Raw genomic sequence first — 18,524 nt, forward strand, 5'->3', positions numbered from 1 at the left:
TTCTTGTTTATTTCACTAACCGAAAACGGCTTTCGCTGGTATCTCGGCTGTTAGGTCCTGTAAAGACGGCAAATTCACCGCTGTCACTGCTGAAGCTCAAATCTGCATGATGATAGCGCAGCTGAGGCTCGGTCAATGCAAATTCCACTTCCCGGCTTTCGCCTGGGGCAAGAAGGACTTTGCAGAAATCTTTCAGTTCTTTCATTGGGCGAACCGTATCACCGCTGATATCACGAACATAGAACTGGACGGTTTCTTCGACTGGACGTGTTCCTGTGTTCGTTACCTGCACTTTCACGGTCAGTTCCTGACCAGGTATAAGGGTATCGCCGGAAAGCTGTACGCTATCATAAGCGACATCGGTATAACTCAGTCCATAGCCAAACGGGAATAAAGGTTCGTTCGGTACGTCTAGATATTGAGACACATAACGTTCTTTTGTATTCGGATCTAACTGCGGGCGTCCTGTATTAAAATGATTGTAGTACACGGGCACCTGTCCGACCGATTGCGGGAATGACATGGTCAGGCGACCCGTAGGTTCGGCATCACCGTACAACAAGTCGGCAATCGCCGCGCCGCCTTCGCCACCAGGGAACCAGGCTTCCAGTACAGCGTCTGCTTCTTCAATAACACCGTGCAGATCCAACGGACGACCATTAAATAATACGGCTACCATAGGCTTGTTCAGCGTCTTCAGGCGCTTCACCAGTTCCAACTGGGCTTGTGGCAGGCGAATATTGGAACGGCTGCCTGCTTCACCACTCATATCCGAGCGCTCTCCAAGCGCCAACACGATAACCTCTGCTTGGCTGGCAACTTGCAGAGCTTCTGCATATTGCTCCTCAGTTATATCGTCGATAGAGCAACCTGTCGCAACCGTGAGCAGCGAGGAGGATATTTTCGATTGGAACCCGTCAACAACGCGAATAGCTTCCTCTTGCGAACCGCTCCACGACCAAGAGCCCAAGATATCACCACTCTCTGCAAAAGGCCCGATCAACGCAATATGTTGATTGCGATTCAATGGAAGAACGGAATCATTTTTGAGCAACACGCAAGATTTAATAGCTAATTCTTTGGCAACCGTACGGTGAGCTTCACAGAACACAACTTCACGTTCACGCTCAGGGTCTGCGCCGCGTAGCGGATTTTCGAACAAGCCCAGCTTTTGCTTGAGCTTCAATATACGCATTACTGCATCATCAATGAGTGCTTCATCCAGCTGTCCGCTGCGAACCAGCTCAGGCAGATACCCGTTATAGCAAGAGGTCATCATTTCAATATCTACGCCAGCCAGCAGTGCTTTCTTCGCTGCCTCGCGCTCATCCTCGGCGATGCCGTGAGGGATAAGCTCCTTGATGGCGGCCCAATCCGAGATGAGTACACCATCAAAGCCCCATTCATCACGAAGCAAATCACGCATCAGGCGCTTATTGCCCGTTGCGGCTACGCCTTCTACGGTATTGAAGGACGTCATCACCATTTCGCAGCCTTCATCTAAGGCAGCTTTATAGGAGGGAAGATAATACTCTCGCAGCTGCCATGCGGATACATCTACAGTGTTGTAATCCCGTCCGCCTTCACCAGCTCCATATGCGGCAAAATGCTTCACGCATGCGGCCACCCGGTCGGTATCGTTCGTCAGATCTTTACCCTGAAATCCGCGCACAAACGCACGGGCAAATTGACTGTTGAGATGAGGGTCTTCCCCAGTAGATTCCATCACACGGCCCCAGCGCGGGTCACGCACCAGATCGACCATAGGGGCGAATGTGACGTGAACACCGGATACAGCCGCCTCGCGGGCAGCAATGGTAGCGCTCTCTTCTGCCAGCTGCATATCCCATGAGCAACCAATAGCCAGCGGTATAGGGAAAATCGTTTTGAAGCCATGTACAATATCTGCCATAATTAAAAGCGGAATACCCAGACGGTTTTTACTCAAATGAGCCTGCTGAACACGAATTGCTTCCTTGGCCCCTGCGATGCCAAGCACGGAACCGACGTTATGGACATTTTTCTCTGTGATGCCAAGAGAAGCCATAGGGCCGGTAATTTGACTATCTGTTCCCACTTCTTCAAAGAAGGCACCTACAAGCTGTAGCAGTTGATCAACTTTTTCTTCAAGCGTCATGCTTTCTAAATAGGAATTCAGGTGTTGTTCCATCATAATCCTCCATAAGCTGTATTGTTGGTGGACAGCTCTCTTTTTCAGATTCATGAGATTTTTTGGATAAAGATGATTCAAAAAAGTGCTAAAAAGGCTAATAGCTAGTATAGAAGCATAATGTTCTGTCGTATTATTAATCGAAACGTTTCTATTATTGAACTCAGTTGGATTATATACGCTTTCAAATACAGAGTCAAATCCAATTCAGGGTCTATTCATAGGTTAAATAACGTAATAAAGATGATATATATGAAAAAAAGTTGGTATTCTGAGCAAATAAAAAATAATATTCCTATTGAATACGGTTTCAATTTGTTTTATAATGACTATCGAAACGTTTCTATTGAGGGGTATAGTCCTTGTGCTTTGAACATAAGTGTTATAGCGGTATGCTTTAATCGCTAGGTATTTACATGCATCAGGATTTTACAAAATTCGATTCTTGTCGTTTCAAAGTGCAATATATGGACGAATTAAACCATTTCGTTCTATATAATGTTCATTGGAAGTTGCTTATTGAACTTTTGCAAAGTCCTCGTATTTGAATCCGTTATCATATTGCATGATCGGTAAACCGGTCATCTCGGGAGGAATTCGTATGATGAAAAGAACGTTAGGGATCATTTTGGCAAGTACCTTATTACTGGGGGGCGCGCTGGTGGGCTGCTCGTCCAAGGATGATTCGTCTGGCAAAGATGCGAGTGGCAAGACGACCATTACCTTATGGGGTATGGGAGCGGAAGGAAAGCTGCTGCCTGAAATTGTGAAAGGTTTTGAAAAGGAAAATCCGGATATTCATGTTGAGGTACAGGCGTTGCCTTGGGATAACGCTCACGATAAGCTGCTGACAGCAGTTGCTTCAAAATCCGGTCCGGACGTGGTTCAGTTAGGTACATCATGGGTTCCAGAACTTGCGTCTGCGGGTGCATTGACGGATATTACCCCTTATATCAGCAAGTATCCTGAGCTGGAATCGAAGAATTTCTTCGAGGGTGCTGTAGGTACGACAAAATTTGAAGGAAAACCGGTCGGTGTGCCTTGGTACACTGAAACGAGAGTTTTGTTCTACCGTTCTGACCTGCTGAAACAAGTCGGATATAATGAAGCACCTAAAACGTGGGAAGAGCTTTCCGATGCTGCCCAAAAGCTGGCGGCTCGGGGCAAAGGCAAATATGGTATCTCCTTTAGTGCAAAGGAGCAGTCTATGGGCTTTATGTTTGCTCTCCAGAACGGTTCCAAACTGGTTGACGAGCAGGGCAATCCGCTGTTCAACCAACCACCGTTTGTAGATGCTGTGAAGTATGTAAATACCTTTTTCCAAAATGGCTCTAACGCAGTGGATATTGGAATTGACTCCGTTCAAGGTTTGCAAGGCGAGGGGATCGTTCCAATGTTTATCAGCGGCCCTTTCATGATTAAAGAAATCAAGAGCAAGGCACCAGAACTGGAAGGTAAGTGGAATATAGCGGAGCTTCCTGGAAAAGTAAACAACCTGTCCGTTTTGGGTGGTGCCAACCTTTCAATTATGAAATTCAGCAAGCATCCAGAGGAGTCAGCCAAATTCCTGGCTTACATGAGCAAACCAGAAACGCAGCTGAAATGGATGGATCTGTCCAGTAACTTGCCTGCGACTACTAAATCGTGGGAAGATGCCAAACTGAAGAGTGATCCGATGCTTCGGACGATTCGCAAACAGCTAGATCATTCCGCAGCATTGCCGCAACTGGCTGCATGGGAAGAGGTTTCTCAACAATTTATCAAGAGCTTCGAGCGTATTTACCGCGGTCATGCCGATGTACAAAAGGAAATGGATGACTTTAATCAGCAGGCTGCAAGTATTATGAAAAAATAATGATCCATATCCGCCATTGTCAAAGGGAGTGAAGGCATGAAAGGAAGCTCGCAGAAGCTTGCGCCATACTTGTTTATCGGTCCCTCCATCATCCTGTTAACGCTGTTTTCGCTGTTGCCGATACTACTGGCGCTCGTGATCAGCTTCACGGATATGGATCTGTCCGGACTCGTTAATTATGATAGTATTCGCTTTATAGGTCTCGAAAATTATACAAACGTACTATTGGACCCTTCCTTTATAAAGTCCCTTGGTAATACCCTGTTCTTCGTCATCATCGGTGTTCCGTTGGTGCTGATATTTTCGCTTAGCATCGCGATTCTGATTAACATGGGTAAATCACGTGCTTTCAAAGTATTCCGCGTCGTGTTCTATCTACCATCCGTAACGAATGTGGTTGCGGTCGCGGTCGTTTGGAGCTATCTGTATAATCCGACGCTGGGATTATTCAACTATGTACTTGGTCTGATGAATTTAGGTCCCGTCCCATGGCTGACTGATCCAACAGTAGCGAAAGTTTCGTTGATTGTGTTAGCAGTTTGGCGGGGCATCGGTTTAAACATGATTATTTTTATTGCGGCTATTAAAGGGATTCCGGGTTCTTATTATGAAGCGGCTCAGCTTGACGGGGCCAATACATGGCAGCAAATTCGTTATATTACGCTACCGCAGCTTCGTTACGCTATTTTCTTCGTGTCCATTACGACGATGATCGGCTGGCTGCAATTTTTCGAGGAACCGTTTGTCATGACCAAAGGGAAACCGCTCGACGGCACGCTGACGGCATCCCTGTTCATTTACAATAACGGCTTCCAATTTAGTAAATTCGGGTATGCCGCGGCGGGATCGTTCATTCTGTTCTTCGCGATCATCGCGGTAACGCTGATTCAGTTCCGTTTGCAAAATAAAGCGGAGTCCTGATAGAGAGAGGTGATGAACGTGAGAACAGCTGTTCAGCAAGCCCGCGCCAATACGCGCAGTGGTGAAAAAACATTTCAATGGTTCGTGGCGACTCTCCTGACCGTGGGAGGTCTGTTGATGGTGCTGCCTTTTGCGTGGATGATTTTATCCTCCTTTAAGACTGAGGGCGAGGTAACCCAAATTCCCCCGACCATCTGGCCGCAGCATTTTACACTGGATAATTTTAAATTACTATTCGATAGCATGGCTTTTGGAACCTATCTGACGAATACGCTGATCATTGTTTTAGCTTCTTTCTTCGGATTATTCCTGAATGCCATGGCGGGTTATGGCTTTGCCAAATTCCAATTTAAAGGCAAAGGGTTTCTGTTCTATCTGGTACTAGCAACGATGATGATTCCAGGTCAAGTGACGATGATTCCCGTCTATTTGATTCTGAACCAGATGGGATTGACCAATTCCATGCTGGGGATTGTCCTGCCTGGATTGGTAGGCGCGTTCGCGATCTTCCTGTTCCGGCAGTTCATGTCCGATATCCCGGAAGAACTGCTGGAGGCGACACGTCTGGATGGAGCAGGGGAATTCCGCACTTTTTTACAAATTGTGCTGCCCATTTCGACGCCAATTATCGCAGTACAGGCCATCCTGACCTTCATCGGCGGATGGAACAGCTTCTTGTGGCCACTCATTATTGCGAACGATGAGAAGCTGTACACCTTGTCCGTCGGACTGTCACTGCTCAAGGGACAGAACGAAAGCCAATTTGCCCTGCAAATGGCAGGTTCGACCTTCATGGTCGTTCCGATCATGATTATCTTCATTGTTTTCCAAAAGTATATTATTGAGAACTATACGATTTCGGGGATTAAGTAATAGTGTAGTGTGAATACAAATCATAGTCACAATACGAACAGCGGAGCTTCTCTTAGGAAGAGGGGCTCCGCTTTTTTGCTTTCATGGATAAATTTATATATGAGTTAGACAATATTGATGAGACAATGTACGAAGTTTTCTTTTCAGTCTATAGATTCGAGTCGTTGTAGCCGTAACCGAAATATTATATTTGACAGCAAGGAAGGGCACAGTCAGTTGTCGACAAAAGTAGTCTTCATAGAGCGTATATTCATTGTTGGAAAGCTGCATTAGTATATTAACGATAACCGTATCCACATCTCCCAATCTACGATTTTCCCACTCCTCCTCTACCGAATTTGAATAACTACAGATCTTCTCACATTCAAGCGTAGTTTCATGCTTTTTTTGTGTATAGTAGCACCTAAATGATTTATATATAAGATTTTTAGCCGTGAGGTACAGCCAACCTTTTACATTGGGGTGTTGTTTGAGCTTGACCAGTTGCTGTCTTGCCGCTACAAAAGTATCTTGTGTACATTCTTCTGCCATAAATGTAAAGCAAGACTGATTCTTGACTAAATGCATACAGAAACGGTATACCTCGCTCAGATAAAGTTCACAAATTTTTCTGTAAAAGCATCTGGAACTACCTCTGCACTGATCCTCTTTGCAACAGTCGATAACCATCGTGGTCGGCATTTGTTCAAGCCCCCTTTGGACGGATAAAAAAATAAGTGATTTTTGTATGTGCCAATCATATACATTAATTCCAATTTTCAAGAATGACATAAATCATATTTAATCTCGTAAATATGGAATTACTAGAACAGTTAAAAGATGTTTTAAGGTGATTTTGATTCTGATACGGAATTAGTTAATAGGGGGAGAAGGTACATCTGATGAAAGGGGGAAAAGGATGAAAGAATCCATAGTATATAAACGTCTGGCGGCAACATTTAGGCCTTATCTGAAGACGGTCACTATCATTTTGATATGTCTCATCCTATCAGCGGGCTTGAATATATTATTGCCTTTAACAAGCAAGGTTATTGTGGATCAAGGTCTTCTGAAAGGGAATATGCAGGCTGTAATCCTGTACACTTCTGCTGCGTTTTTAATCGTTTGCTTGGACAAGCTGCTGAATGTGTGTAAAGAAACCTTTCGGGCAGGTTTAAGCGCACAGGTTACCTTTTCTTTATTTGAAAAAGCGTATTTACATCTGACAAGAGTACGAATGAGCTATTTTAACCGAACTAATGAAGCAGAGTTGCTGAACCAAATTGGCACGGATGTAGGCAATGTATCAAGGATCACAGATAGTGGAGTATTTTTTGTAATTATGCAGGCGTTCAGCATGATTGGTGGTTTATGTGGTTTGCTGCTCATTAACTGGAAAATGACTGTAATCGTGCTGCTTTTTTTACCCATCAAATATGTTGTGGTGAAGTACTTTGTGAAGCGTAGAAAAAAACTGGTAGGGGATTTTATTGAAGGCAGTAGTGATTTTGCCCAGTGGTTTGGGGAATCTGTCGGGGGCATGAAGGAGCAGCGAATGTTTGGTCTTATTCCACATAAGCATCAGCAGTTCTCAACCAAGCAGCGTCGAATTGTAGATTCAGAACGGAAATTGTCACTTCTGGACGCCTGGAATATCGCTTCGGAATCTATTTTAATTCAGCTTCTAATGATGCTTGTGTACGTTGTGGGAGCTAATCTTATCTTTCGTTTACAGCTCACTGTAGGGGGGATTTTTGCCTTTGTTTCTTACAGTGCTTATGTTACCACTCCTGTTTTCGCTATTTTAAACATTGGCTACATGCTGGCTGAAGTCGTTCCCTCCGCCATTCGATATTATCAGTTCTTGGACTGGGCAGAGGAAGAGACATCTAATTCAGTCACCCCAGCGTCTATACTAACTGAGCCGCCATTCGAAGATCAGATTGCATTTCATCATGTTTCTTTTTCTTATACCAAGGATGAACCCGTCCTATCCGACGTGAACTTTAGGATTGCCCGAGGGGAAAAGGTAGCTATCATTGGAGCAAATGGGGCAGGGAAGTCTACGCTGCTGGATTTGATGATGAGATTCAGCCAGCCTGATCAGGGGATAATCACCTATGACGGCATTGACATCCAAAGCTATGAAATAGATGAGTATCGAAGTCAAATAGCTTTGGTCAGTCAGCAGGTGTATTTATTTGATACTACTATTTTTGGCAACATCCGCATAGGCACAGAAGTCACTAATGATGCAATAGAGGCTATTATCGCGGAGATTGGCCTGGAAGAATTGGTTCAGAACTCGGCAGATGACTTCCTCATAGGCTCGAACGGCTCCAGATTGTCGGGTGGGCAAAGACAGAAAATTGCTATGGCCCGGGCATTGATCAGGGAAGCGTCATTGTTTATTCTCGACGAGGTGACCTCCAATCTGGACACAGAAGCTAGGCTAAATGTTCAGCGATTGTTGAAGACCCGATTGCGTGACAAGACCGTAATCATCGTTACACATCGCAGCGAGATATTAGCGCATGTCGATAGAGTTATTTTGTTGGAGAACGGCGAACCAGCCCAAATAGGATCACACTCCCATTTTATGACCTGTCATGCGGAATACAGAGGATGGGTATTAGAGAAAGAAGAGGTCCTCATAAAATGATGAAAAAAACAAACGCATTCATAGTGTGATTTAACACCATGTACGGAATTAGTATAGGTGAACACCTTTTTAAATCATATCATGAATGGGAGGAGTAGTTTAACATGCGTAAGCTTGTGAAAAGAAGCGCGAATGTAGGCGACACGATTGAGGCATTTGGCTGTGGTTGTTCCTGTTACTGTCCTTGCTCCTGTTATTGCGCAGGCAGTCTGACTCGAAGCTCCAATACATCGCGAGAAAGTGACGGTTCTTATCGCAGAGATAATGGAACTGGAATTGGTAATTATTAAGCTTATACCTGTATGGAGGAGCCTGGACATTCCAGGCTTCTGTCCACATCAAAACAGAGTAGGTGTGAATCATGAACATGTGCCAACCCTTTATATACACATTTCAAACGAGACTCCACCATTATGTATATGATGTAAATACTAATTTAATTTTGCGGATTAAAGAGGAGGCTTATCATTTTCTGAATTCGCATTCCAGCTTCAACCTGGATCAGATGGAGGCTACACCGGAATTGCAGCAGTATATCCGTGACTTGTTGGATAACGGATTTTTATCTTCACAGCGTCCGCAGATTATGAATCATCCCAAGACAAAGCACCTGGAGCATATGCTTCAGCATCAGCTGAAAACCCTCACCTTACAGGTAACTCAAAATTGTAATCTTAGATGCTCTTACTGCGTTTATTCAGGAGGATATGACAATCGAGGTCATACGAATCTGATGATGGATTTTGAGACAGCGCGCAAGTGTATTGATTTTGTCATTGATAGATCAGTAGACAGTGACCGTCTGGATTTCGGTTTTTATGGGGGAGAGCCGCTCATTAATTTCCCGTTGGTCAAGAAATGTGTCGAATATATCAAGGAGCAGGTGGCGTATAGAGATGTAGGTTTTCATTTGACGACCAACGGTACGCTACTTAATGACGATATTTTGGACTTTCTGGATGAGCATCGTTTTGTACTTACGATCAGTCTGGATGGAGATCAAGAGAATCATGATAGAAATAGACGATTTGCTGTTAACGGACGAGGCTCCTTTGATACCATTATTGCCAATGTAGATAAAATTAAGAGAAATTACCCGGACCTCTTTGAATGGATTAATTTTAATGTGGTGCTGGATACCCGTAATGATTTTGGTTGTATCAATGATTTTTATACGAATTATGAAACCTTCGAAAGTCTGTACAGTGTAAGGTCCTCCTACATTAACGATGCTTATGTGAAGGATGAAATTTTGTACAGGAATGAATTTATTGAGCAGAGGGGCTATGAGGTAGTTAAAATGATGCTTTCCAAATTTGGGAGAGTAGATGAAAGCCATGTCTCGAAGCTGATTAAGGACTATTATATTCAGATATATTTCCGAATGTTTCATTATAGAAAGCCTTCTGCGGGGATGCCGATAGAGGCGCATCATGGCGGACCCTGTGTGCCTGGTGTACAGCGATTGTTTGCGGATGTGCATGGAAATCTGTATCCATGTGAACGGGTCAGTGAGCAGTCGGAAGTGGTGCAGATTGGAACGGTGGACACGGGCTTTGAAGTGGATAAAATCAACCGGATTTTGAATGTAGGGACAATCACGGAGGATGCATGTAAAAACTGTTGGAATTTCCGCTTTTGTACGTTGTGTGTTGCTGTAGCAGATGATTTGCATACCTTGTCCAAGGAAAAGAAGCTGAGTCATTGTTCGGTAGTCAAAAACGATATTCGGCACACCCTACTTGATTATTGCATGATGAATGAGCTGGGCTATGATTTCTCCGAGGATACGATTCTCGATTTTGAAAAAGCATGAGGGGTGTCTCCATGACCAATAAATTAATCATTTTTCCGTTTGATTATGAAACGATAGCCCTAGTTAGGAACTTGAATCTATTAGGAAGTTATGAGGAAGTTGTCCTTATTTCTTTTCAAGGGTCGGGGATGATCGGGAAAGATGCCTGTGTAACGGACAAGGGGGAAGTGACAGGCTTCATCGTGAAGCCAGAGTCTTGTTTGGAGCAAGAAATAGAGCGTTGTGATGCTATATTACTGGTGAAATCCAATTTCAAGCTGGATGTAGCTGAGGTGTATCTTCCCGTGATCAAGAAGGCTGGACAGCTTGGCAAAAAAGTCATGTGTAATTTTACTTTGCCAGACTCATGTATGGAATTCATCGAACCCTGTGAGGAGCATGAGGACAAGCTGATTTTAAAAAATACATTTGATGTACGCACGAAAGATATTTTACCGCCTGACCCGGGCTCTGTTATTCATGATTTTTTTACACCGGTTCTATTTGTATTAGGGCTGAACGAGCGAACGCATAAGCTTAATTTACAGTTTAACCTTCGGCAGAAGCTTGAAGCACAAGGATATCGGGTGTCGCAAATCACATCTAATGGATGCGGGGAGCTGATTGGTGCACATTCTTTTCCACAGTTTATGTTTGAGAGCGGTATGACGGAAACCCAGAAGATTATCATGTTTAATCGGTATTTGAAAAAAATAGAGCAGAGCGAAAAGCCTGATCTAATACTCGTGGGCATTCCAGGTGGGATTGTTCCTTTTAACAATACGTTCACGAATTATTTTGGAGTAACCTCTTTTTTGGTATCCCGTGCTGTCAGACCGGATGGACTGATCTGTTGTCTTCACTATGATGAATACAATATAAAATATTTGGAGCATGTGAAACAGTACATGGAAAACCGCTTTTCCTCTTCCTTATTGGGATACGCCATATGTAACAATGTATTCGACAGTTACTCTTCTTCCACGGTCAATATGCAATATGCATCTGTTGATCATCGTTTCGTGGAAGAGAAAAAACAGGAATTTTCCAATTATTCCGTGCCCGTACTCCATCTGTCCAACGATGAAGATATGAATAGGCTGACGGAGAGTATTTTACATTATTTTTCGGTTGATCATCATGTAGTTCAGTTGTAATGGAGGGAAGAACATGAACTTTACTCAGGATGTAACGGGAACAGGAATGACACTGGAAAATATATTTTGGAAGCTTTTTAAAATAAAAGCGGGCGAGATCAATAAAGAGGCTACATTACTGGGGCCTGATATGGGGTTGTTCCCCAGGGATCTGGTATATCTATTATTTGAAGTGGAAAAAAGTTTTGCTATCCTAATTCCGGAAGAGCGTATAGTGGGAGGGGGGTTGCTTACATATAACAGCTTTTATGAGACGATAAAGGGCTGCTTAACAGTGGAAAAGGAATGAAGGATTTGTGAAAATGATGATAAAACATACAAAAACATACAAAAATATCCGATATACCTCTAGAATCACTTATTTCAGGATTTTGCAAAATTCGATTTCAGTCGCTTACTCGATTTTTGAAAAAATCCTCATTTAGAAGAGAATTGGAGGTTTTAGGATGAATGTATCATTTACATCATCTCACCAATCGCCGTTCCGCACCGCAGATAACAACCGACTTGAACTACGGCATCCCTTTTCCGCTCAGGCTGAAAAGAAGGGTATAGGCAAGCCACAAAACAAGGTTATTCAACAATTGACAGAACAAAAGCAAAATTTGATGGAGAGGCGTTCGGACTATTTAAGTAATGCGCTCAAGCGTGGTCTCGGTCCAGAAGCTGTAAAAGCTGAAATGGAAGAGATAGATAAGCAGATTCAGCAAATTGACGAGAACATTCAAAAGCAGTCACTGGAAGAGCAAAAAAAGGCTTTAGGCATGGATGAGGAGAGTAAAAAAGAAGCTCAAAAAGGTAGAAAGGAAGAATATACGCCTAAGACTGCTGAGGAGCAGCAGCAAAGATTGGTCACCTATACAATGCATAGTGTTGTATCTGCAAACAATGAGTTGAAGAGTGCCAAAATAGCCAAAACGGCACAAATCACATTGGGAAGCGAGGCTAAGGGGTGGGAAAACGCTAACCCTGCAAAATCAGCGTCTTTGCGTGAAAAGGCAGAAGGACTTAATGGAAAGATCATGGAAATCGCTGCGAATATTAATGAGCGTATCAGTGAAGCAGTGAATAACGAACCGATGATTACAGATCGGGTTGAACCTAAGGAAGAGCAGGAGGCAAATCCAGAGGCAGGCAGGGTGTGGACTGAACAAGAGCTCAATGCTTATCTGGACTCGGCCAAAGACGGGGCGAAGACTGCAGGCACGAAGGTGAATATTGCAGTCTGATCCAGCTATTATGTACATGGTTTGCTAAATTAGGAGGGTGCTTTCAGACGAACGCTATCGTTCGCAGAGGCACCCTCCGCTTACTCTAATAGAACGGAACAGAGCCGTGAGATTCATTCCACAATCCGAAGAGACAGGGGGAGAAAACATGAATGGCAAGATTCATGTAGCCATTATTGACGACGGGGTTAATGCTGGCTTTTTAAACACCCAATTATTATATAACGTCGAAATAGCTCATGGAGACGTAGAAGATGGACGTACCTTAAATCACGGTACGCTATGTGCAGCTATTGTACAAACGTATTTTCCAGATGCGATCATTAGCAGTGTAAAAATAATGAACCATAGAAAAGGAAATGCAACTCAGCTTTGTGCTGCGCTGGATTGGTGTGTAAAACATGGTGTACAGGTAGCAAATATCAGCCTGGGGAGTATAAATTATCGAGATCGAAGCATGCTGCGGGAGGCTGTAAATGATGCAGCTATGGCGGGATTAATTATAGTATGTGCTGCACAAAACGGAGGACTTCTTACTTATCCGGCCTCCTTTGCCAATGTGATTGGTGTGCGCTGCGATCATAGCGGTATACTCACAGCAGGACAATATACATATGATGCTGAGTTAGCATTCTCAAGCGGTATCGATTTTATCGCTTTTGCCAAGCATGAACTAGTAGGTGCAGCTGGAGAGGCTGTACAATGTCCCAACAGCAATAGCTATGCCACTCCATTGATTACAGCACACATATGTAAAGTTTTGCAGCAGTCCAAAGCTGTTCCTTCCATAGAACAGCTAAAACATATGTTACATAAGTATAGCTATCTTCCGATACAGGATACTAAATTACCCGTAATGCGTTACGGACATCCGGATTGGATACGGCGCGCCTATGTGTTTATAGAGGAGTGTGCAATTAGTTCGAAAGCACCCTATTATTTTCAGACCCAATGTGAAGCTCAACCCTCTGGCGACAAAGTTGCCGCGATCATCGAACAAGCCATCCTGCGGGAGCGAGAACAACAGGATACAGCGCTCGAAGGTGGACAACGGGTATGCGACCTGACAGATACGATTGTCTTGCTAGGGGAAATGGAGCCAGTGAGCTTGCAGGAAGTGGAACAATTGGCTTCACGGTATGGAAAACATGTCGTCTATATCTCTAAAAATCAACGACACACCCCATCACTGAATTTTTCGTCTTGCTATTTGCGCTGGTGGCAGCAAGAGGAGGGGCTCTTTATGGCGCAGGAGGAGACTAGCTCAATAGAGGATTCACGCATTCCGCATATTTGTATTTATTATGACAAGGGCATTGACATTATTTATTTTTTGCATGAGTTGAGAGGGGCCTTTGCCCGGGATGAATACCAAAGCTGGATCGCGGTGGACCAGTCCGCGGCAGTGTTGCATGATATGGAGTATACGCTCCCTTTGGATGCAAGCAATGGATTACAGGAACTGTTATATAATGCGGGTAAAATGGCATATAACGCTTATACGGATATTGCTATTTTGTGTGTAAAGGCTGCGAATACTGAGGATTGCACCAAAGAACGAGTTTTATTAGGCGTAGATATTGAGCTTTCTTTGCTGGTGAAAGTGGAAACTGAAGGTATTTACATATCTATACGGACAGAGCAGGGATATTTGAAAGAATGGGTCCTCTCAAACTTAAACGCGGGCGATATAGGTGGTATTTATACATATTTAGAACAACTGTTGGTAGACTGATATTCACTATTTAAAACAGACTGCAAGATACGGGAGTAGCACTATTTTGAACGCACCTGTAATTCGTTATTATTATTTAGGAAATGGTTATTCACTCAATAAGTTTGTTTATAAAACGAAATATTTAGAAATACGTAACCAATTGCTTATCGTTTATTATAAACATTAATAATTATATTAAGTATTTAACGATAATATTGACTATAATAAATAGGGTGTGTTATATTAAAACCGTAAATAAAACGGCATCTTAGTCTTGGTGGTACAACGGATTTTATTTTCGCATTCAGAGAGGATGGTTTAGGTGGCAGCAGCTGTAAAAGCAAAGATGATTGTAGACAAATCTTTTCGTATTGCTGAAGTCGATAAACGCATTTATGGCTCTTTTGTAGAGCATCTCGGGCGTGCCGTATATGGCGGTATTTACGAGCCTACTCATTCAACTAGTGATGAAAGCGGTTTCCGTAATGATGTTAAAGAGTTGGTAAAACAGCTTGATGTTCCTATTATACGCTATCCGGGCGGTAATTTTGTATCCGGTTACAATTGGGAAGACGGTGTCGGCCCTGTCGCGTCCAGACCTAGACAGTTGGAGCTGGCGTGGAGAACGGTCGAGCCAAATGAAGTAGGCACGAATGAATTTTTCAAATGGGCCAAGGATGTAGGTTCCGAAGTCATGATGGCGGTTAATCTGGGTACACGCGGAATTGATGCTGCGCGTAATCTGGTGGAATATTGCAACCACACAGGCGGCTCCTATTGGAGTGATCTACGTCGTAGTCACGGGGTTGAGCAACCACATAAGATTAAAACTTGGTGTCTTGGTAACGAGATGGATGGCCCATGGCAGATTGGTCACAAGACAGCAGAAGAATATGGCCGTCTGGCTGTTGAATCTGCAAAAGCTATGAAGCTGATTGATCCTGACATTGAGCTTGTATCCTGTGGAAGCTCCAGTTCCACGATGCCAACGTTCCCGGAATGGGAAGCAACCACACTGGATCATACCTATGAGGTAGCCGACTATATTTCCTTGCACCAATACTACGGCAATCATGACAATGATACGGCTAATTATCTGGCACGCTCTATGGATATGGATCATTTTATCCATACGGTCATTTCGACTTGTGACTATATCAAAGCAAAGAAACGCAGCAAGAAAAAAATGATGCTCAGCTTTGACGAATGGAACGTATGGTACCACTCCAATGATGCGGACAAAAAAATTGATCCGTGGTCTGTGGCACCACCGCAGCTTGAGGATATCTATAACTTTGAGGATGCATTGTTGGTAGGCAGCATGTTGATTACGTTCCTGCGCCACGCGGATCGTGTGAAAATGGCTTGTCTCGCCCAACTGGTCAACGTTATTGCGCCAATCATGACCGAGAATAGTGGAAAGGCGTGGAAACAAACGATCTTCTATCCGTATCTGCATGCCTCCCGTTATGGTCGTGGGATATCGCTGATGCCTGTCGTGGATTCGGAAAAATACGACTCCAAGGACTTCACAGACATCCCTTATCTGGACAGCGCTGTAGTTTATGATGAAGAGGGAGACGCGCTGACTGTCTTTGCAGTGAACCGTCATTTGTCTGAATCGCTGGAGCTGACAGTAGATGTACGCAGTTTTGAAGGCTACCGCATTGTCGAGCATACTGTATTGGAGCATGATGATCTTAAAGCGACCAACAGTCCAGCCGGTGAAAAAGTTACGCCTCACAACGGCGGTAACGCCAAGCTTGATGACGGAATTGTAAAAGCTCATTTGGGCAAAGCATCGTGGAACGTTATCCGTCTCGCTAAGTCTCATTAATTCTCTTCTGTAAAAGGGTACAGCTTCGACTGTACCTAAATAAGCTCGCATTCTCTCTTGTAAGAGTATTACAAGAGCGGCAATGCGAGCTTTTTGCGTAAAATGAGCCATTTGTCCCTCCATAGATATAGGGTTCTGAGAGAAGGGTGGATTTTAAATAAATATTATGTTTATTACTAAATTTAACTAGACAAAGATGACCTTTATTCACTAAGTGCTCGTACTCCGTACATTTTTATGAAGTTAATTAGACCCAGTGCCAGACTTCCCAGGTGAAAAAAGACCCTATTATGTCGTTGTCAACGTACTGATATCTGAAATGCAGGGTGTGCAATCCGACTTAAATCCACGTTATACTTTAAAAGACAGTCTATTTAAATCCAAATGGTGGTTGTAGTATTTCGAGAAAGGAATGATCTCTATGAGTCAAACAGACGAATATCGTTTTCAAGTGAACTTGGGCGGTATGATTGATATTTTGGCCAATCATTTATATAGCAGTCCACGAGTGTTTATACGTGAGGTTCTGCAAAATGCAACAGATGCGATCACGGCTCGCAAGGAGCTGCGGAAGGTTGCTACTGAAAGTAATGTATTAAAAGAAGACAAGACCCTTGAAGCTACAGCTTCTGAGAGTAACAACTATGAAGGCAAAGTCATCGTAGAGTTATCTGGTGCCGGGGAGCAACAGGTATTGATGATTCAGGATAACGGCATTGGGTTGTCAGAAGAAGACATTCACCGTTTTTTATCGATTATCGGTCAGTCTTCCAAGAAGGGAGCCGATTTGCTGGCTTCTGAGACTTCGTTTATCGGACGATTTGGGATTGGGTTGCTATCCTGCTTTATGGTGAGCGATGAAATTGTGGTGCTGACCCGCTCGGTGAAGGAAGGCGTCTCCATGGAATGGAGAGGGAAGCCGGATGGGACGTATACGATTCGTCGATTGGAGACCGAACTGCCTGTAGGAACGCAAATTTATTTGCGCTGCAAGCCGGGAAGTGAGTTTTATTATGAGCCGGCGCATGTAGAGGAGTCTTTATTCTATTATGGTGCGTTGCTGCCGTATCCGGTCATGCTGTCTGTAGACGGGGAGACCAAGCGCGTCAATCTTCCATCGACGAGCTGGATGCAGGACCCAGAACAATTACGGAGCCGCCGTAGTGAGGTGCTAGATTTAGGCTATCGCCTGATGGGCGAGCGCTTCAGTGATTTTATACCGTTGCGGACGGCATCGGGCAGAACAGGCGGGATTGCATTCATTTTGCCTCGTAGTGTTAATCTGAACAGCAAGCGGCTGCACCGGGTGTACTTGAAGCATATGTTGGTGTCCGATAAGGCGGAAAATGTATTGCCAGAATGGGCATTCTTCATTAAAAGCCTGATTTGGACAGATGAATTGCAACCAACGGCATCACGTGAATATTTTTATGAAAATGAGCAGCTTGATGCGGTTCGTTCTGAATTGGGGACCTGTATTCGGGAAGAACTGCTACGCATGGCGGAATATGAACCAGACCGTTTGCAACACTGGATTCGTTTGCACGAGCTGTCCATGAAGGCGCTCGCGGTCGAGGATGATGAATTTCTGCGGATTATGCATCGCTGGTTTTCCTTCGAAAGTACATTTGGGCGGCGTGAACTGAGTGAACTGATCCGAGAGGCGGGCGGACGTCCGTTGCATTACACATCGACAGTAGATGAGTATCGTCAGATTACGCATGTGGCGGCGGCGCAATCCATGTTGGTGATCAATGGCGGCTATATTTATGATTCAGACATTTTGGAAAAGCTGCATTGGATTGACCCTAACCTGCAAACAGAGCGTCTTAGCCCTGAGGAAGTATCTCTATCATTTACCGGGCTAACACAGGAAGAGCGCGAGAATTATTACGGTGTACTACGTGTCATGGATGCTGCTTTGCAGCCAATGCGTTGTCGCGCTGAGTTGAAGCGTTTTGAGCCTGCGAGTTTGCCAGTATTGTATACCATTTCTCAGGATGCACTGACCTTGCGCTCCATGGAAAACACGGTTGAGGAGACAACCTCACTTTTTTCCAATGTGCTTGATAGTCTGAAAGCAGGAGTCCAGCAAAATTCGGGCTACTCCACTTTATACTTTAATCTGAACAACCCGGTGGTGGCCCGAATTCTTGAAGCTACCGATACGCAGATGGTTACGGCTGCTACAGAAATGATGTATGTGAATGCGCTTATGATGGGGCACTACCCGATGAACCGCAGTGAATTGGGACTGATGAATCGCAGTGTACTGCATTTTATCAATTGGGGATTAGGGAACGGACAGAATACGTAATTGCGTAATTAA

14 protein-coding genes are annotated in these 18,524 nt (G+C 44.0%); 12 read left to right on the top strand and 2 right to left on the bottom strand.

All coding sequences use genetic code 11. The features are described 5' to 3' along the window. Window positions 1-7 precede the first annotated feature (7 nt). Window positions 8-2,170 (bottom strand): beta-glucosidase BglX, encoded by a 2,163-nt coding sequence (bglX, locus tag MKX46_RS17120; RefSeq protein WP_341071531.1) that lies wholly within the window; start codon window positions 2,168-2,170, stop codon window positions 8-10. A 601-nt stretch (window positions 2,171-2,771) separates the two neighbouring features. On the opposite strand from bglX, the gene MKX46_RS17125 reads away from it, so the two are divergent. The 3 genes from MKX46_RS17125 to MKX46_RS17135 are packed head-to-tail and all read left to right on the top strand — an operon-like array spanning window position 2,772 to window position 5,819. Then, window positions 2,772-4,025, top strand: a complete 1,254-nt coding sequence (locus tag MKX46_RS17125; protein ID WP_029516846.1) for a sugar ABC transporter substrate-binding protein — start codon at window positions 2,772-2,774, stop codon at window positions 4,023-4,025. 36 nt (window positions 4,026-4,061) lie between these two features. Further along, on the top strand, window positions 4,062-4,946 hold the full coding sequence (locus MKX46_RS17130) for a carbohydrate ABC transporter permease (RefSeq protein ID WP_013308374.1): 885 nt from the start codon (window positions 4,062-4,064) through the stop codon (window positions 4,944-4,946). Between the two features lie 12 nt (window positions 4,947-4,958). After that, window positions 4,959-5,819 carry a carbohydrate ABC transporter permease gene (locus MKX46_RS17135; RefSeq protein ID WP_241869229.1) on the top strand — a complete coding sequence of 287 codons (861 nt, stop codon included), beginning with the start codon at window positions 4,959-4,961 and terminating at the stop codon, window positions 5,817-5,819. Window positions 5,820-5,912: 93 nt separating this feature from the next. Here MKX46_RS17135 and MKX46_RS17140 read toward each other — a convergent pair whose 3' ends face one another. Then, window positions 5,913-6,590: an RNA polymerase sigma factor gene (locus tag MKX46_RS17140; RefSeq protein ID WP_341071532.1), complete on the bottom strand. Its 678-nt coding sequence runs from the start codon at window positions 6,588-6,590 to the stop codon at window positions 5,913-5,915. A gap of 127 nt (window positions 6,591-6,717) precedes the next feature. Between MKX46_RS17140 and MKX46_RS17145 the strand changes: the two genes are divergently transcribed. The 9 genes from MKX46_RS17145 (at window position 6,718) to MKX46_RS17185 (ending at window position 18,512) form a co-directional block, all read left to right on the top strand. Then, window positions 6,718-8,460, top strand: coding sequence for an ABC transporter ATP-binding protein (locus tag MKX46_RS17145; RefSeq protein ID WP_341071533.1), 1,743 nt, complete (start codon window positions 6,718-6,720; stop codon window positions 8,458-8,460). Between the two features lie 104 nt (window positions 8,461-8,564). After that, entirely contained in the window at window positions 8,565-8,750 is a 186-nt protein-coding gene (locus MKX46_RS17150) for a CLI_3235 family bacteriocin precursor (RefSeq protein WP_080710748.1), read from the top strand. A 71-nt stretch (window positions 8,751-8,821) separates the two neighbouring features. After that, entirely contained in the window at window positions 8,822-10,276 is a 1,455-nt protein-coding gene (gene ccpM / locus MKX46_RS17155; protein WP_245231681.1) for a Cys-rich peptide radical SAM maturase CcpM, read from the top strand. An 11-nt stretch (window positions 10,277-10,287) separates the two neighbouring features. After that, on the top strand, window positions 10,288-11,412 hold the full coding sequence (locus MKX46_RS17160) for a TIGR04066 family peptide maturation system protein (protein ID WP_341071534.1): 1,125 nt from the start codon (window positions 10,288-10,290) through the stop codon (window positions 11,410-11,412). A 13-nt stretch (window positions 11,413-11,425) separates the two neighbouring features. After that, on the top strand, window positions 11,426-11,701 hold the full coding sequence (locus MKX46_RS17165; RefSeq protein WP_318628196.1) for a peptide maturation system acyl carrier-related protein: 276 nt from the start codon (window positions 11,426-11,428) through the stop codon (window positions 11,699-11,701). A 157-nt stretch (window positions 11,702-11,858) separates the two neighbouring features. Continuing rightward, complete coding sequence (locus MKX46_RS17170; protein WP_069010098.1) at window positions 11,859-12,641, top strand: muscle M-line assembly protein unc-89 Uncoordinated protein 89; 783 nt, start codon at window positions 11,859-11,861, stop codon at window positions 12,639-12,641. Window positions 12,642-12,789: 148 nt separating this feature from the next. Next, complete coding sequence (locus MKX46_RS17175) at window positions 12,790-14,376, top strand: S8 family serine peptidase (RefSeq protein WP_165149182.1); 1,587 nt, start codon at window positions 12,790-12,792, stop codon at window positions 14,374-14,376. A 304-nt stretch (window positions 14,377-14,680) separates the two neighbouring features. Beyond that, entirely contained in the window at window positions 14,681-16,195 is a 1,515-nt protein-coding gene (gene arfA, locus MKX46_RS17180; protein WP_029516837.1) for an arabinosylfuranosidase ArfA, read from the top strand. A 421-nt stretch (window positions 16,196-16,616) separates the two neighbouring features. After that, window positions 16,617-18,512 carry an HSP90 family protein gene (locus tag MKX46_RS17185; protein WP_341071535.1) on the top strand — a complete coding sequence of 632 codons (1,896 nt, stop codon included), beginning with the start codon at window positions 16,617-16,619 and terminating at the stop codon, window positions 18,510-18,512. The last annotated feature ends 12 nt before the right edge of the window (window positions 18,513-18,524 follow it).

Source organism: Paenibacillus sp. FSL P4-0113 (assembly GCF_038009305.1).
GTDB lineage: Bacteria > Bacillota > Bacilli > Paenibacillales > Paenibacillaceae > Paenibacillus > Paenibacillus polymyxa_D.